At 43.2% G+C, this 14,563-nt stretch carries 17 protein-coding genes and 2 pseudogenes; 13 read left to right on the top strand and 6 right to left on the bottom strand.

Annotation, left to right across the window (positions count from 1 at the left end):
- Positions 1 to 127 precede the first annotated feature (127 nt).
- From IQP38_RS21195 to IQP38_RS21205, 3 genes are all read right to left on the bottom strand, one after another.
- Positions 128 to 331: a hypothetical protein gene (locus IQP38_RS21195; RefSeq protein ID WP_054579159.1), complete on the bottom strand. Its 204-nt coding sequence runs from the start codon at positions 329 to 331 to the stop codon at positions 128 to 130.
- Between the two features lie 13 nt (positions 332 to 344).
- On the bottom strand, positions 345 to 494 hold the full coding sequence (locus IQP38_RS21200; protein ID WP_193838005.1) for a hypothetical protein: 150 nt from the start codon (positions 492 to 494) through the stop codon (positions 345 to 347).
- Between the two features lie 278 nt (positions 495 to 772).
- A complete protein-coding gene (locus IQP38_RS21205) occupies positions 773 to 985 on the bottom strand; it encodes a cold-shock protein (RefSeq protein ID WP_053307303.1) in 213 nt (70 codons plus the stop codon).
- Between the two features lie 1,165 nt (positions 986 to 2,150).
- On the opposite strand from IQP38_RS21205, the pseudogene IQP38_RS26710 reads away from it, so the two are divergent.
- Positions 2,151 to 2,320, top strand: a pseudogene (locus tag IQP38_RS26710) (IS3 family transposase); the annotation flags it as partial.
- Positions 2,321 to 2,347: 27 nt separating this feature from the next.
- On the opposite strand, the gene IQP38_RS21210 reads toward IQP38_RS26710, so the two are convergent.
- Complete coding sequence (locus IQP38_RS21210; RefSeq protein ID WP_033905380.1) at positions 2,348 to 3,019, bottom strand: hypothetical protein; 672 nt, start codon at positions 3,017 to 3,019, stop codon at positions 2,348 to 2,350.
- Positions 3,020 to 3,143: 124 nt separating this feature from the next.
- A pseudogene (locus IQP38_RS21215) lies at positions 3,144 to 3,311 on the bottom strand (IS481 family transposase); the annotation flags it as partial.
- A gap of 211 nt (positions 3,312 to 3,522) precedes the next feature.
- Between IQP38_RS21215 and IQP38_RS21220 the strand changes: the two are divergent.
- Together IQP38_RS21220 and IQP38_RS21225 are read left to right on the top strand one after the other, a co-directional pair.
- The gene (locus IQP38_RS21220) at positions 3,523 to 5,196 is read left to right on the top strand and encodes an amidohydrolase (RefSeq protein WP_193838006.1); all 1,674 of its coding nucleotides are present in this window, start codon (positions 3,523 to 3,525) and stop codon (positions 5,194 to 5,196) included.
- Positions 5,197 to 5,247: 51 nt separating this feature from the next.
- Positions 5,248 to 5,658 (top strand): hypothetical protein, encoded by a 411-nt coding sequence (locus IQP38_RS21225; protein WP_017065034.1) that lies wholly within the window; start codon positions 5,248 to 5,250, stop codon positions 5,656 to 5,658.
- A gap of 4 nt (positions 5,659 to 5,662) precedes the next feature.
- Here the strand turns inward: IQP38_RS21225 and IQP38_RS21230 are convergent, their stop codons facing one another.
- Positions 5,663 to 6,553: a LysR family transcriptional regulator gene (locus tag IQP38_RS21230; protein ID WP_193838007.1), complete on the bottom strand. Its 891-nt coding sequence runs from the start codon at positions 6,551 to 6,553 to the stop codon at positions 5,663 to 5,665.
- 547 nt (positions 6,554 to 7,100) lie between these two features.
- Between IQP38_RS21230 and IQP38_RS21235 the strand changes: the two genes are divergently transcribed.
- The 10 genes from IQP38_RS21235 to IQP38_RS21280 all read left to right on the top strand — a co-directional run.
- Complete coding sequence (locus tag IQP38_RS21235; protein WP_193838008.1) at positions 7,101 to 7,640, top strand: hypothetical protein; 540 nt, start codon at positions 7,101 to 7,103, stop codon at positions 7,638 to 7,640.
- A 2-nt stretch (positions 7,641 to 7,642) separates the two neighbouring features.
- Complete coding sequence (locus tag IQP38_RS21240; RefSeq protein WP_171343305.1) at positions 7,643 to 8,404, top strand: hypothetical protein; 762 nt, start codon at positions 7,643 to 7,645, stop codon at positions 8,402 to 8,404.
- Complete coding sequence (locus IQP38_RS21245) at positions 8,397 to 9,374, top strand: hypothetical protein (protein WP_193838009.1); 978 nt, start codon at positions 8,397 to 8,399, stop codon at positions 9,372 to 9,374. Before IQP38_RS21240 ends, IQP38_RS21245 begins: the two co-directional genes overlap by 8 nt.
- Positions 9,371 to 10,141 (top strand): hypothetical protein, encoded by a 771-nt coding sequence (locus tag IQP38_RS21250; RefSeq protein WP_193838010.1) that lies wholly within the window; start codon positions 9,371 to 9,373, stop codon positions 10,139 to 10,141. The genes IQP38_RS21245 and IQP38_RS21250 overlap by 4 nt, the downstream gene beginning before the upstream one ends.
- Positions 10,142 to 10,147: 6 nt before the next feature.
- A complete protein-coding gene (locus tag IQP38_RS21255; RefSeq protein ID WP_042522745.1) occupies positions 10,148 to 10,432 on the top strand; it encodes a PAAR domain-containing protein in 285 nt (94 codons plus the stop codon).
- Positions 10,433 to 10,441: 9 nt separating this feature from the next.
- Positions 10,442 to 11,197, top strand: coding sequence for a hypothetical protein (locus IQP38_RS21260; protein WP_193838011.1), 756 nt, complete (start codon positions 10,442 to 10,444; stop codon positions 11,195 to 11,197).
- A gap of 95 nt (positions 11,198 to 11,292) precedes the next feature.
- Complete coding sequence (locus tag IQP38_RS21265) at positions 11,293 to 11,589, top strand: hypothetical protein (protein WP_193838012.1); 297 nt, start codon at positions 11,293 to 11,295, stop codon at positions 11,587 to 11,589.
- A 232-nt stretch (positions 11,590 to 11,821) separates the two neighbouring features.
- Positions 11,822 to 12,373 carry an N-acetylmuramoyl-L-alanine amidase gene (locus IQP38_RS21270; protein ID WP_170890815.1) on the top strand — a complete coding sequence of 184 codons (552 nt, stop codon included), beginning with the start codon at positions 11,822 to 11,824 and terminating at the stop codon, positions 12,371 to 12,373.
- Entirely contained in the window at positions 12,373 to 12,723 is a 351-nt protein-coding gene (locus tag IQP38_RS21275) for a hypothetical protein (RefSeq protein ID WP_017635640.1), read from the top strand. Before IQP38_RS21270 ends, IQP38_RS21275 begins: the two co-directional genes overlap by 1 nt.
- Before the next feature lie 282 nt (positions 12,724 to 13,005).
- Positions 13,006 to 14,563 (top strand): hypothetical protein (locus IQP38_RS21280; RefSeq protein WP_193838013.1); only part of this gene is annotated, 1,558 nt, incomplete at its 3' end.

Raw genomic sequence — 14,563 nt, forward strand, 5'->3', positions numbered from 1 at the left:
CCAACTCTATGTTCAACACAATGTAACACTGAAGACACGATACCAAATGAGGTAAGATAGATCGTAATTATTATTAGAAAAAGTTTGGGTAAATTTGATATAGAGTAGAAGAAACTATTTCAAATGGTTAGTTTTTATTAATGTATCGTTCAGCATTTGAAAATAATTTATCGCATAACTTATTTTGAACCATATATTCTTTTGAACCTTCTTCCATAGATTCTAGCGTTTCTTTAGCTTCTTGGTATTCTTTTACCATCATAGAAAATCGTTCTTCGAAGTTGTTTTTCTGCGTTTTTTTGATCGATTTCTTTCTTACTGGTTTTCTCATATAACTACTTACCTTATAAATCCCAAAGTTTCTTTTCTTCTCGTTCTAACAATATATCTTCAATTTTTTTTCTAATTTTATGAATACTATTATAATTATCATTTGTACTAGAGCTTTTATTTTTCATCATTCTTGAGTTACTCTTAATCGATGGTTTTTTCAAAGGATATCCTCCTTCTTTGATATGAGTACGAAAATGCCTCCAAAACCTCACGTATGAATCTTTGATTTTCAAGTTCAAAAAATGAAAATAGAGGTCAAAGAAGCTGGTATTTAACCTAGTAAGAGCATGGATTTTTAGTACATCATTGTTTACCTATTTTCTGGTAGCAGACCAAGAAATACCAATATTATTTTAGATTAGTTTTTAGAGTCATCGGGCTGATTATTAAAATTAAACAAAAAAGACCTCGACTAACGAAGAGATCTTTTAAATAACTCTTATACTAAAGTAACGTTGTCAGCTTGTGGGCCTTTGTTACCTTGTTCAACATTAAAAGAAACCTTTTGGCCTTCAGATAATGTTTTGAAACCTTCGTCAGAAATTGATCTGAAATGAACAAAAAGGTCAGCACCACCGTTATCTGGAGTGATGAATCCAAAACCTTTAGTTTCATTAAACCATTTTACTGATCCAGTTGTTTTATTTGACATAATATATCTCGATACATTGAATTAATAAAAAAGAAAGCTACTAAATAAGGAATGAAGAAAAAGGTATCGCAGGATAGATATGACGAACTTAATCGAATAAAAACTGAGAAGATCTTGAACTAAATGTATTATCAATAGCTCACTGTTTGAGCTTCGGATACTATACACTATGTGTACATAATAGATATGCATTTCTTGATATAAATTTTATTATGTATTAAATCAATCACTTAACGGAAAAATCATAGTGAAAAATGGTACGTCAGATTAAAATCTATGGTATCATTAGAGTAATTATTGCAAACAGATATTCGATACAACAATAAAGCCTGTTTTTAACTTTGAAAGAGGCATAAACAAGTCAACACGAACCTTATTGACTTAAAGGCAAAGAATGAATTGCAGAAGTCAATAGAGCTAGTAATTGGTGTACCATCATGCGCTACTTAGCGATAGTCTATCCAACATATGAGCACAAGAATCGAGTATTAAACTAGACTTTATTTGTCTGATTTTAAAGGAAATTATAGCAGTTCAACCGATGAGTGGACGACCATACATTCTTCGTTGGTTAAGTTTCTACTATTATCACACCTGTTAATAGGAATTTGGACAGTTTGTATGTGGATCAATAATGAAAACCTACCCCTGTGTATATTTGTTGAAAAGAAGAGCGCTGCGATTTGTTTAGCCGTAAATCACCTCTCAAGTAGACCCTAGATCTAACTTAGTAAAGTGTCTACTAAACGTGGAGCATTCGGGTTTATAACGCCGTGTTAAGTGGTGAGTAATGCAGACCACTAACCTAAAATACTGTGCCGTACACACTACAGCCAAAGCAAACGAAAAATGCTACACATTGCGAATCGCTCTTAAACAAGTTTGTTAGCATGTTGTTTCCGCAACAAACTCACTCACTTGAGAGCGTGTAATGAAACGTACTTTAGTACCGTGAAAATCCTGAACAATTGTTGATGGAACTATCGTGAACTTTTGGATTCTCGCACCGAGTATTCAAAAAAACATTTCAATCATTCACGAAAACTCTTCTCCCCCAGTTCTTCATTAAATTGCTTAAAGCTCTCCGAACCATGAGCATAAAGAGAACTTTCATACTCAGACTATTCCAAATAACAACATCTCAACAGAAAAAACAAGCTGTTCAGCTAATGTTGAGAGTTTCTTCCATTCGATCAAAGTTGAAGCGATCCAATACGAACCGCTCAGATATGAGACAAGATAAACGGTCTTTGAGTACATTACGGTTGATTATAATCTGACGAAAAGACAGAGTGCTTAAACCCAGTTGACACTGAACAGCAAAATATCGCTTGATGAAGTGCCCAGTCTGGCTGTAGCAGTTTAGGGGTAAAGTAGGCCATCAATATTAACGCGATACTTATAAGATAAGAAAAAATTATATTCTTCCAATTGTGAGGTACCACTTTGGGTAACAGGACTAAAGTTGTAAACCGAGATAACATGATTTCCTTTATTTGCTTCCAGGTAGACACCGACCGCAAGCCCTACTTCATCCATGCTTACTTGTTTTTTCTTACTGTAATCGGGATGTGTCACATCTGTGATCTGATAATCCCCCTTGAGCTTTAAATACCCAAGTCCCAATCCTGTTCCTAACTTTACATTCCATTCATTACGGTTGTGCCGGTTAAAGTGGTAAAAGAGGACCGGTACACCCGATAGAGCGTAGCCCGATATGGATGTTCCCAAATCAATGCCAGTGTCATTCCCACCGACTTCTTGCTTATCAACTTTAAATATACTCCAATCAAATTGTAATTGAACACCAACGTTAGAATCTTTGCTAAAATAGTACTCGTCCGACAGGAGTGATACCGTCGGATAATACTTTATGTCGCTGGTCATGCGGGCAATTGTTTTTTCGTTATCCTTGGACTCTTGAATATCGATACTATTCATTGTGGCTTGTATGCCTATAGCGACTTCAGCGGCCAAGAGTTCGGATGAAAATAAGGAAGCGACAAAGGCAATAATTGACAGAACTGTTTTCAAAAAAAAAACCATACTCAGGAATAATAGAAGGAAAGTAACAGCTAGCACTGTAGTGATCAACTAAACTGTAATAGTTCAGACATGATCTGACAGTTACCCACTTTTCGATTCAGTACCTGTCAAATTACGTCTGGGCTAAATTCTTTTTAGCCCAGATTGATTTCCCATCCTCTAATGTTTCTATTGGCATTCTGCCACAGCACATTTTTCCTTGATAAGTACGATGATTGTTGTAGTCCATCCATTCGTCCAGATCTTTTTGTAACTCCTCCATCGAACCATACAGTTTTTTCTAAACGTTATTTGGACAATACTTTGTTAGATTAATTGCTTTAACAAGAGTGCAATATATAAGAATAAGTAACTTGAAATCTGATTTGTGCAGACTATCCCAAGATTCTAATACTCACTATTTTTCATTTATTTTTTGACTACTATAGACTTTCTTCAAAACACCTACTTCCTATACTCACAGATATTGTGGGACATTAAAGGATCAATATATGAACCGAGTTTACTCACTTGCATTAATAGCGAGCTTAACCATGAGTCCAATTTCTCTTGCTGCTGAACAAGCGGATGTGATTATCACTAACGCCAAGATTTACGGTTACGACGATGCAGATGCTATCGCGATTTACGATGGTAATATTGTGTATGTTGGTAATACACCCGAAGTCAATGCCTATCGGACCTCGACAACTAACATTATCAATGTTGAACAAGCTTTTGTGATGCCGGGTTTTATCGATAACCACAACCATGTGTTTGAAGCGGCTTCGGAGGCAGGGGGCAATTGTGAGCTGAATATGGATGCTTCACTGGAAGAGCAGACCCCCTATCTAAAAGCGTGTCGTAAGCAAGCTAAGTCGAACGAATGGCTAATGGGTTATGGCTTTTCTCTTGATGCAATCCTAAGTGAAGACAACCGTTATACACCTTTAGAAGTGATTGACCGTATTTTCCCGGATCAACCAGTGGTGATTATGGAGCAGACTTCCCATTCCATGTGGGTGAATTCAGCAGCCCTTAAGCAAGCAGGCATCTCCAAATACTCCCAAGAACCGCAAGGCGGCAAGATTCTTAAAGACGATAAAACTGGAGAACTCAATGGCATTTTGCTTGATAATGCGGGCGATATTGTTATGGAGATGGCATGGAACAGCTTAGAGAGCCAATTTGATCAAAGTTACGAAGGCTTAATGGCAGGCCTTGAAGAAGCGGCCGCTCATGGTATAACCACAATTGGTGACGGTCGATTATATTGGAAACGTGGCTGGTATGAAGTGTGGAAACAAGCTGAAGAAAAAGGAAACTTAACGGCTCGTGTATCGCTTCGCCCGTGGATTTACCCGGCCGACTCCATGGAACCCCAGCTTACATTTTTAAAGAAAATTCAATCCAGCGACAAATCTCGTTTGCTACTGGTGGATCAGGTGAAAATGTATAGCGATGGTATTTTCATTAACGGAACTGCAAAAACACTGGCTCCGTATCTAGACACCTATATTCCTGACGAGCCATACGGCATCAACTATATTCCACCGCAGCAAATGAAAATCTGGCTTGATGAGTTAAATCAAATTGGTTATAGCGCTCATATTCATGCTATAGGTGATGGAGGTATTCGTGAGTCACTGAATGCTATCGAATATGTTCGCAGTCAAGGCGCAGATAAACCTTATACACTAACTCATGTGGAGCTGGTGAACTCAAAAGATGTCCCGCGTTTTGCCAAGCTGAATGTAACGGCAGATTTTCAGGTTGGCTCTGATTATGTGGCTTACCATGATCACAAATGGGCAGAAGTTTTTCTTGGTGCTAAACGCACCAGAGCCATGATGAACCTGAAAGCCATCTTTGATACAGGGGCTAACGTCTCCTTGAGTAGTGACTGGAATGTGCATGATATCAATCCGTTAATTGGTATCGCCAATAGCCTTAAAATGGGTAAAACGGGATTGCCGGATATTCATTCAGCGATTGATGCGTACACAACCAACGCCGCAGAAAGTTTGGGAATCAGTGATATTACAGGTTCGATAGAAGTCGGAAAATCAGCAGACTTTGCCATTTTGGAACATGATATTACCCGCTTGCGGGTAGGTGAGATTGCCGACACTAAGATCTTAATGACAATGTTACAGGGTGATATAGTTTTCGACTCAGAAGAGTAACTAAAAAGGTGCAGGATGTTTCCGGCACCTTATTTTTCCACGGAGGTAAGAGTGCTACGTAAACGTTTCTATATTGAAGTGAGCCTGAAACAACTAATACTGCTGGTGATCCTTGTCCCGGTACTGTTTAGCTGCACCTTCGATAGCATGCGCGATATGGAACATGGTAATCAGTCGGCGATTTTAGCCGTTATTGGGCTCATGATGGCTGCTGGTATTATTGGCGTGTTTGAAGCGACATACCAGAAAACTCAGCTTGCTAATCAGATTCAGCGAATTCTGGTTCACTTCACTAAGCTACTTCTCTTTACTGGTATTTCTGAGCTTATGATCTTGGCGATAGCGGCTATTGGCACCACATCAACGGTATGGGACGATCCATTGCTATGGGCGCTATTACCTATTTACGCCTCCCTGTATATCTATGATTGGTGGGATGCGCTTATCGCAGCGTCTGACTAATTCGCTACTTGTATTGGTGTTTCTGGGGCAGAAGATGGTAGTGTTTAAAGGCTTTAATTACCATACTCCCACTTTCAGAAAGGGTTAGTCCGTTGCGCCAACACAGCTCAACTTTTCGGTCAATGCCAGAGAGTTCGAAGTCGCAATTGAGAGCAACCAGTAGGCCGTTTTCGATTTGCGTGCTAACACACTCCTCTGGTAAAAACGCAAATCCCTTATTGTGTTTGAGCATAGCTATGAGGGGATCGATATCTGAGAACACACAGTAACACGGGCTAAAACCATCGTTGTCTTCGCTACTTACTTCACCCCATACTAACTCGCGGTATTCACTCAAGTCCTTACTGGTAACGTGAGATAACTGAGCCAGTGGATGGTCAGGACTACAGACTAGAATTTCTCTATAGCACCCTAGACGGCAATAATCGAAATGTTTGTGATGAATAGTTTCCGACTCATGGGTAATTATGACGTCTACATGACCATCGCCTAAGTCTTGCTCCAGTTGGGTTCTTTCATCGCGATAGACCTCAACACTCAAATGGGGTAAATCTAAAACAGAGGCTAGAGGTTGCGTAAACACAATGTCAGGGATGTAGTTTTCAATCCCTATGGTCAGTACAGTCGGCTCATTTTGCATAAGCATTTCAGCACCTTGGACAAACTTATCAAGGTGGCTCAGTGTATGAGTAAGATGGGGAAGTAAACGTTCCCCGTCTTTACTCAAAGTGGTTTTATTTCCTGTTCGGTCAAAGAAGTTAACCCCTAGATCGATTTCCAGATCAGAAATCCATTGACTAACCTGAGATTGCTTTTTACCCAGTTTACGTGCCGCGGCAGAAATCGATCCAGTTTCTACGGCTAATAACAGTGCTTTTAGATGAAGTGTGTTCATAGACCAATACTTAGAGTTGATGGTGCTTTGACTAATTCCTGTATGTATTCAATGCGTGACTCATTTCTTGAGATCTCAGCTCAGCCAAATTACACAATAAGTCCTTGTTCTTTCTCAATTAAGACATATGTAGAATTAATAATTCTACTCGAAGATAAAAAAATATTAATAGAAAATTCTCCGCGCCCACCTATCTTGAATTACTATGCTCAGCGCGTAGCACCCGAAAAACAAGCCCTATTCGAAGAAAGCATACCGTTCTAACCCAAAAAAGAATGTATTAAAGACATATATGAAAAAAGATAAAGTAAATCACCAATAACATTTTTAAACTAAGCAAACACTCTAAATTGTTTTGGGGCAGTAATGAGTTAACCAAATTGTGCCCCCTAATTACCTTGAATTGTACAGATAAACATTACCATAAAGTTCGCCTGAGCTAGAATCCAAAGAAACGTTACAAGACAGTGACGTAATCGAGCTTTAACGTTAATATTAGCCCTACTCCACCCCATCCTTAAAGCGCCGCTCCAATCATGGAGTGGGCATGACATTACAGACTAGCCGAAAGCAAGTTCCAGTCAGTGCAAAGCGCCTGAGAAAACTTGCACCTAACTGGTCATACGCGAACAACATTCTTAACTTTGGTTGCGGTAAGTTTCCAGACCTAATAGAAGAATACCTTACTAACTACCACAAGCAGAGCATGACGGTCACTCACTTTGACCCGAACTCAAAAACCAAAGGCGTAGTGAACAATATTGCCGAAATTGACAGCTCAAAGCGCCGTTTTTGCGTCATGTTGTGTGCGAACGTACTTAACATGTACAAAGATCTTGATGCAGCGATCGCAGACATGGCCAAGATTGATTTTGATTGCGCGGTCATCCAAATCTATGAGGGCAACCGTTCCGGTAAAGGCCGTAAAACGCGAGACGGCTACCAACGCAATGAGCCTGTATCGGCTTACCTACCTATCCTAACGAGCAACTTCCACAAGTTCGATGTGACCTTACACCGAAGCGATAAGTGCATCACTATCGTTAAAGGCCGTAAGTATTACGAGCTGGACGATTTGGAGGACTAATCATGCAACTGGATGAGACGTTCTTTGAAATCCCATGCGATGTAGTGACATTCGATGGCAAGGTGGAACACACAGAGTTAACCGACATTGACCGTGCGGTGGCTGCCTTTTTCCAGAACGTGCTTGATTCTTTACTTGTGACTGACACTAAACGGCGAGAGAACAGTGAGTTTTCTCGCTTTGTTGGCCGTGATAAGTCGAGAAAGATTTATTATGGCAACTTTACCGATCCAGTGTCATTCCTATCTAAGTTAACAGCCAAATTAGGCGGCAAGGTGAAAGCAAACCGTAATGAGCTTTTGCCTGTTTGCTATATCACGCGCGATCCGGTGATTGGGTTTGTTGACGGCGCGGAGTACGTCGATATTGCTGACTATGGCGAACTGGCCAATGAACAAGGCCAGCCTTATGCCGTGATTAATAAGTCCTTTGTCGCGCTTACCTACCGCATTAATGCCCTAGCTTGGAACCAGTCTACCCTTAGCCGCCTAGCGCTAGGTTTAATGGTTTGGCTACGTCATACCAAGGGCAAGCGTAAGCATGTATTCAGAGCGAAAACCATGCTCGCGGGTACTGAAATGGAAATCAGCATCGAGATACGTGGCCGTAAAGATGCGATGACCGAACCCGCCGAAGTAGACCATGAAAATACTCGCCTGTTTGCTTCCTCAATCTCTTTTGAAGTGATTGCAGAGGTTTATGAGGCCGAGTCGATCACTGTCCGTCAGGGCGCGATTGGTATGGGAGGCCGAGTCATTGAGTAATAAAGAATACTTTCTCGCCCAAAAAGTTGTCACCAACGAAAATGACATCCCTATCGAGCACATTCATTCGTTTACCTACATTGAGTGTGCTTCGATGGACGGCAACAAGCTAGTTATGGAAATCATGGATCAGGCTGCCGTTTATCGGGATGACTACGGGATTAAGCGCGGTTCAGAGATCGAGGTCACGATGGCCGATGTGAACGAGCGAGGCGATCAGGTTTGGATTGAAAAATTCATTGTGGCCAAGTCCACCAGCGCTGACGGTATGCTTACCGTTCAAGCATTCCAAAAGGATGCGCACCTACTTAAAGAGCCAGTCACAACGCCTCGATTCTTTGTTGAAATGCAGCCTAAAGACATTCTGGCCGAGCTGTTACCCGAGCTAAAAATCGAATGTGACAGCTTTGAGCGTGGCGCTACGTACCATTTAAATGCTGGTGGTACTAAGTCTCGCTTAATTCGAACAATGGCCAGAGATTACGGCTCAGTGGCGTTTATCTGCCGTGGTGTTATGCACTTTAAGTCGCTCAAGAACATGGATATGAGCGAGCAATTCAAGCTGGAACAGTCGAATCCAGAGGAAGCAGAGCACAGCTTTGCGAACTACTCCATTATCGGAGAGGAAGCCCTGTTTGAGCGCGTTCTTAACCGTAACTATGCCTCGTGGGATACCGTCGAGGGCTTCCAAGGTGGCCAACGTTCGGGCGCTATGGTCATGGTCAGCGTTCCACAAGCCAAGGCGCTGAATAATCAACACATGGCCATCATCCCTATTTTGGATGTGGAGCTCACCGGAAATACCGCCTTTACGCCTCTTTCAGTGTGCTCAGTGTTATTCCATAAACGGCTACCCGCTACCGAGCTGGATGAGTCCATGCCAGAGAAACAAATCATGAACCGTGTCGCCCATTGCCAACGTGGGAACCGGTATCAGTGTCGTATCGAGTTGGGAGTACGCAACCTATGAGCGATTCGTCAGAGAACAGAACACGCACCAACGTCACTAACCGCTTGTTTGGTAGCTATCAGGCCGAAGTGGTAAATACCGTCCATCCGAAAGGCTTGTACATGGTATCCGTTCGCTTGCTTGGTTATTGGGATGCAATCCCCGATAAGGATTTACCTTTTGCCGAGTTTCTACTGCCATTGGGCGCAAAACCGAGTGGTGGCCATGCAGTGCCAGTGGAAAAAGGGGATCTGGTTTGGGTGGATTTTCCTCGTAATGGCGATACCCGTTATCCCCGTATTACCGGATCGCTTTACTACGCGCCTAACTATGAGTCGTACCTACCAAGCGAGGTGAACGGAGAAGCCTATCAGCCTAAACGAGCCGAGGGTGAACCCGAGCCACCAGCCTATGACCGCAAAGATGCGCTCTTTGTGCGATTTGGTTTGCGCGAGCTCATCACGTATCAAGGCGGCTACTCAATAACGCATACCCAAAGCGGCACGGCCATTGAAATCACACCAGATGGCCAATGTGTTATCCACGTCGAGGGCAATGCGTTTCGCAGCTCAACGGGGAACACATTGGAGCAAATCGGAGGCGCACTAGCTATCAAAGTGAAAGGCGATGCGAACATCGAAGCGGGTGGTAATGCAACCGTAAAAGCCTCCGGTAAAGCCAACCTAGAGGGTAATGAAGTAACCATTAAAGCGAGTGGTAACGTCAATATCGATGCTGGTGGCCAGTTCGCTGTTAAGGCTGCCGCAGCACCATTTACATTAGGGTAATGCACTATGCCAGCCGTAGGAATTGTAGGGAGTGTGGATAGTGGTCATGGTGGCTTTAGTCCAGGTGTTTTTGTTTCTGGCCAACCACTACTGACCGTGAATGGAATCAATGTATTAGGTACGGGTGATATATCCGTCATGCACGTAAAACCAGATAACCCGCCGCACGTAGGCGTTATTACTGGTAGTTCAAAACTTACTGTTAATGGCGTTCCGGTCGCCGTGGTAGGCGATGCCCTTGGGTGTGGCGCTACGCTGGTAAACGGTAACGACTTGATGACGATTGATTGAGGCAATTTGATGTTAGACACACAAGAGCAAATCGAACAGTTTCGCCAGTTTTTAGACGTAGGCGGCCTTAAGGAAGCGGAGAACCTTACCCGAGGTAAATACCTTAAGGTGAAGTGTGAAAGTTTGTCAGAGAAGCTATCAGGCTGCATGAGCGAGGATATTGAGGACTACCAAGGCGCATCAAAGCTAGTCGCAACGCTTAAGGGCTTAAATGGCTCAGTGAGCGCAACGGTGGCCACGTTAACGCAATGGAATGAGCACCTAGTGTTGATCACCGATCCAACCGACCTCGAACAAGTGTCCATTGGTGTGAACATCAAACACAAGGTTGATGGTACAGAGGACAACGTACCCGCTCCGAGTATCTTGCCAATTACCGGCAAGGAAGAACTGAAAGCGCTTGAGGCAGTGATCAATGGTCTTTCCGGCCATGTGGATGCAACCGTATCTCTTATGGCGCAAATCAATACTGCATTAACGCCACCAACAAGCGGCAGTGAGTCAGATAACGGTGCAACCTTACCGCCACCAGACTTGCCGCCGGAACTAGAAAGCCAAGCGAATGCGCTAAACGAGATCATGGCTCCCCTTGCTGGTGGCGTGACCAGCTCAAGCACGGTGATTGACGCAATGATCATTGCGTCGAAAGAGGAACGCACCTTAGCGTTAGGCTACTTCACTAAGGCGATTTCATTTACCATTTGTAGCAACCAGACGAAAAAAACGAGCATCAAAGATGCGACAGCAGAGGTATTTACCCTGTAAAATGTTTTGGTATTTTGTAAATTTCCTATTCGTACTAAATATTTAACAATATTAGCTATTCAATTAACCTTAACGCATACGAGTTATACGGATTATTGTCGCTTCTTTTCGTACTGACGATTAACTTAGTTAAAGTCCGTAACGAGCTTAAAGCGACCAAGGCGCGCCTATCCTTTGTGGTACGCAAAAGCCTTAGCGTCGATGGCGAGTACATGTACGATGGATGCCGAATGAACGTGATATTTGATGCGGTACGATACAGCGGAAATCAGTTTTACTTGATGCGTAAAGATCAGGTGATGGCCAGCTTCCACGTAGAACCCTATCGAGTTAATCCTGTTCTTGATTACTTCAAATCAAACAAGATAGACCCCGTTCAAAACCGACCATAATCCAAGCAAAGCCAGCGTTCACGCTGGTTTTTTTCTGAATTGCAGGCAAAAAAAGCCGCGAGGTAAGTGTTCGCGGCGCAAGAAGCTATTACAAAGGTTAAAAATGAAGTTTCAACGTTAGTTGACACCAGTCGATTGGGATGCCGATCTGGTAAAGCAAATATATTTCCTATTCCGAATATAGTCAATACATAAGTGCATATTAGTTAAGCTAAGTTTGGAAATTTATAAAATGAAAAAAGTCTGTATTGTTGTTGGCCATAGTTGTAAAGATGGCGGCGCTTACAATGAAACATTCGGAATGAATGAGTATGGCTATAATCATCCCCTAGCCAGCTTATTGGCCGCCGAGCTACATAAGCGAGACATTCTTCCAGTGATCATGTATCGAGACACCTACTCACGGATGATCGGTGATGTGAACGAATCGGGCGCTGACTATGCCATCGAGTTACATTGTAACAGCGTGGCCAATAAGTCAGTTCAAGGCTCAGAGACATTGCATTGGCATAAGTCGGACAAGAGTCAAGCACTTGCTCAGCGCCTACAAAAAGCGGTGGCTGGACTTATCGGACAGCGTGATCGTGGCCTTAAGCCTATCTCGAACACTGGTACTGATACTCGCGGTTGGCGTTTCTTGATGAAAACCAAAATGCCAGCCGTGATTTTGGAGCCGTTCTTTTTGTCTAACGACGAGTCGTTACAAAAGGGATTGGAACTGCGCGAAAAGCTAGCCGTAGCACTGGCAGAAGCGTTCGCAGAACACATTAAAGAGAGCAACTAATGATGGGACTAGCAAAAGTGTTTACAAGTAGTCTATTTAAGAGCGCCACCAGCGAGAAAGTAGGTGGCATTATCCACGAACTGACCGAGTTTGGTGATCGTGTGTTTACCAGTGACGAAGAACGCAAAGAGTTTGCCTACAAACTGGCAGAGCTTGAAGCGGCCAGCTCTAACACATTGGTACGTACTGGACGCGCCGCTATGATGTGGAGCATCGCGCTGGTGGTCGTTTATCAACTCATTGTTCGTGACTTTTTGGCCGTTTTCTATGGGGTTGAGCTTCCAAGCTTAGAGACTGACACACAAGAGCTACTAAGCAACGTGTTCGGCTTTTTGGCAGGAACCCTATAACAACTGAAAATTTTTTAAATTTTTTTTAGATGCCCTTTCCTATCCCCTTTTCTCTCAACAAAAACACACGATCAACGACATAGACCCCCCCTGTCGTTACCATTCCCACAAAAGCGCACAAAAAGAAACAAATTCATTATATAACAATAAGTTAAACGAACTTTTACCCCTGTTTTTTTCGCAATAAATCTTAATTACTATCCGAAGTTGAGCGAATTTTTACCGCTTTCCTGTGGCTAAATCATTCCGAACACACTCAATTAATAGCTAAGGTTTATTTACATGGCAGATAAACGTTCTAACTTCAACAAACGCATTGAGGCGATTCATTTAGGCGCTCAAGCAATGCACAATCTGTGTGTCGAATCCCAATTCGATTCACAAACAGGCATATTTCTAACTGACGACAATTCTCGTGGCGCGGCTATTTTGTCAGCCATTGCGAATGAGCCTATGTTCGAGTCAGTGTCTCAAGAAACAGCGGTTAGCATCGTATCAGGCATGCAGTCTGCGGTGCGTGAATACGAAAATACTTACGGCCACCTACCTAGCGATGAGCTAATGGCATCAGCTCACGCAACTATGCGTAACATGATGATGCTAGAGGGTGCTAAGCGTGATGGCTCAACAGGCGCAATGATGCTTGAGTCGATCGGTCAATCTCTATCAACATCTGAGGGTGTTGAAATCCGTGCGAAGATGGTTGGCCTAGTGCTTCCAGTTCTTCTTGAGACAGCAACACTTGACGCTGTAACGATGATCCCTGCGGGTGCTAACGAAGTTGAGATCTTCAAAGTGTACCGCCGCACTGGTTCAAACTTCGGTGACTTCGCAGCGGGTACTGAAATCGACCAAGCAACGGTTGGCCAATACTCGTCTATGCGTCAGCGCTACAAGTTTGTCTCTGAACAGCAACCAGACGGCACTAAGACAACTCACGTCTTTGACTCTAAGACTGACCTACAACACACCAAGTTTGAAATCCCATTCACGAAGACATCTGTTTCCCTATTTATTAACCATAAACGTGTGGCTCGCGACCTAGACAGCAACGGTAGTCAAATAATGACAGGTACTCACAATGGTATGGTTATTAACTGTCAGATAGACCATGCAAAAGGCAAAGTTACCGTCACTCCAACATCAGCCCTACCAGCAGGAACGGTTCTGCACATCGAGTTCGAAGTAGACATTGAAAGACGCCCTGACCTTATCCCAACGATCGACCATGATATGGACTCTCGTATACTGCGCCCACGTCAAAACGCAATCGCAGCAGACGCGACTATTCAAGCGATGTTCACAATGCAACGCGAGTTTGGCCAAGATCTGAAATCTCTACAGATGAGCCACATGCGCAACACATTGGCATCGGAAAAAGCGACTCGCCACCTAGTAGATATGGACTTTGCTTGTACGCGCGAAGAAACATTCAATATCTACGTAGCGGCTGGTGAAGATTGGCGTCTACATCGTGAACGTCTAAACGAAGTTCTTCTAAACGTTTCTACGAAGATCCTACAAGCGACTCGCACAACTGGCATGACAGGTATCTTTGCTGGTACTGGCGCGTCAACAATCCTTAAGTCTCTTGGTGCTCCATATTTCGTAGCTCCGGCTAATTACCAACAGAAAAACGCTATCCACTACGCAGGTAAGTTGTTCGGCATGTGGAAAGTATTCGAGTGTCCGGTAGTGATCGGTACGAACGACATGCTTTGTTACGGTCGCGGTTCTTCTCACTCAGAAGCGGGCTACGTAGCAGGTGATGCAATCGCAGCAACCATGTACACGCATCCAATCGGTAAAGGTCTAGTAGCGTCTAACACCCTATACGAAC

This window comes from Vibrio sp. OPT41, assembly GCF_015163595.1.
GTDB lineage: Bacteria > Pseudomonadota > Gammaproteobacteria > Enterobacterales > Vibrionaceae > Vibrio > Vibrio alginolyticus.